We start from the raw sequence: 2,020 nt of genomic DNA on the forward strand, positions 1-2,020 counted from the left end.
GCCGGAGGCGCTGGGCGAGCGCACGCCGGGGCTGGACGGACGGGCCACGCCCGAACTGGACGGCCGGGATACGCCAGGGCTGGACGGCCGCGACACGATCCCCGGGCTGGACGCGCGGCCATTGCTGGACGGCATCCGCGCGCGGCCCTGGGACGGCTCCGACGAGGGGGACTGCCACGCGGCCAGTTGGTCCTTGAAGCTGGGCGGCAGCTCCACCTTGCGCCCCTCCGCGGTGAGCTCCTCCGCGAAGAGGTAGGACATGAGCTGGCTCAGCATCGTGGGCGTGAAGCGCGGCGTGTCGCGGTAGAGCATCTCCACCAGCGATTCGCTCAGGTCCTTCGCCGTCTGGTAGCGCGCGTCGCGGTCCACCGCCATCGCGTGCGCGACGATCTGCTCCAGGTCCTCGCCCACGCCCGGGTTGATGGCGGACGGCGGCAGGCAGTCGCCGTCGATGATGCGGGGCAGCACGGTGACGAACTCGCCCTCGAAGGGGCGCCGGCCGCACAGCATCTCGTAGAGGACGATGCCCGCGGCGTACACGTCCGTGCGCGCGTCCAGGTCCTGCTGTCCCCGGGCCTGTTCGGGGGAGAAGTACGGGTACTTGCCCTTGAGCGTGCCCGGCGACGTCTTGGCCTCGACGGCGCTCGTCGCCTTGGCGATGCCGAAGTCGATGACCTTGACCTCGCCCTCGTAGGAGATGAGGACGTTGTCGGGGGACACGTCGCGGTGGACCAGACCCAGCGTCTGGCCGTCCTCGCCCACGTGGCGGTGCGCGTAGTCCAGGCCTTCGCACAGCTTGCTGGCGATGTGCAGCGCCAGGGGTTGCGGCAGGAAGCCCACTCCGGCGCGGGCCGCGCGGCGCAGCACCTTGGACAGGGGCTGGCCGTGCACCAGCTCCATGGCGATGAAGTACTGCCCGTCCACTTCACCGAAGTCGAAGATCTGCGCGATGTTGCCGTGCGTGAGGCCGGCCGCGACGCGCGCTTCGCTGATGAACATCTCCACGAAGTCGTGGTCGTCCACGAAGTGCGGGAGGATCTGCTTGATGACGCAGGGCTTCGTGACGCCGGCCGCACCCGTCAGGCGCGCGCGATACGTGACGGCCATGCCCCCCGCGGCAATCTTGGAGACCAGGACGTACTTGCCGAATTGCTGGGGACTGGGTTCTGCCACGGGCGATCAGACTTGGCCGGTAAAGGGGAAAGCCCGAGCATACTCGCCTTCGCCCGAAAGTCCCGGGCGCGCTCGCATGGCATGCGAAGATTTCGCTCCAGGTGCTGAAAGCGGGGCATGCAGGCGTGGTGGGTAGTGACAACCCGTGGAAATGACTGGACGTCCAGGGTGGGCGGGCGGTGGGTGTGAGGTGGGCTGTTGCGCCGGTTCACACTTCTTCACGGTGCTTCCTTCAGCGCTTCCCCGGGGCGGGGTTATCACCTGCGCCATCCTGGACCTCGGGTCGGGATGGAGGCGGCGGGAAGGTCGCCTCCAGGGAAGCGAGACAACGGTCATGGGGCAAGCGCGCCCGGTACGGAATGGAGCGGCCGCCTTCGCGGTGGCGCTCGGGCTGCTGCTGGCCCCGGGGAGCGCGCGGGCGCAGGACGACGGCGGGTGGCTGTCCGCGTTCCAGCTCCTGGCGAGCAGTCCCGAACTGGGCGGCAGCGACGTGCCCCGGGACATGCCGGTGCGCAAGGGGTCGCGGGCGTCGGTGGTGCCGCCGGAGGTGATGGCCCGGGTGCTGAAGGAGCCAGGGCCCCGGCTTGTGCCCACGGCGTCCGCCGACGAGTCCGGCCCGGTGGTGGCACCCGAGCGGAGCGGCGGCGTGCCGGTCTACGCGGAAGCCGGTGAGCTCCAGCGGTCCGGTTCCGGTTCCCTGGAAGAAGACGTGCCGTCGCGCGGTGGAGGCCGGGTCTCCGAGCCCCGTGTCCGGCTGACGCAGGACGCGGCGCCGCTCCCGCCGTTCAAGGCCTTGCCGGTGGTGGTGGCGGTGGTGCCGGGGCTGTTGCTGCACGGGGCGGGGGCG

Annotated in this window: 1 protein-coding gene and 1 pseudogene; one reads left to right on the top strand and one right to left on the bottom strand. The window is 70.6% G+C overall.

Going from position 1 to position 2,020, the window contains the following annotated elements; genetic code table 11:
• The coding region (locus D7V88_RS40980; protein WP_147449132.1) for a serine/threonine protein kinase at positions 1 to 1,173 on the bottom strand (1,173 nt) is incomplete at its 3' end.
• Between the two features lie 334 nt (positions 1,174 to 1,507).
• Between D7V88_RS40980 and D7V88_RS40985 the strand changes: the two are divergent.
• Positions 1,508 to 2,020 (top strand): annotated as a pseudogene (locus D7V88_RS40985) (hypothetical protein); the annotation flags it as partial.

The sequence above is a fragment of the Corallococcus terminator genome, from assembly GCF_003611635.1.
GTDB lineage: Bacteria > Myxococcota > Myxococcia > Myxococcales > Myxococcaceae > Corallococcus > Corallococcus terminator.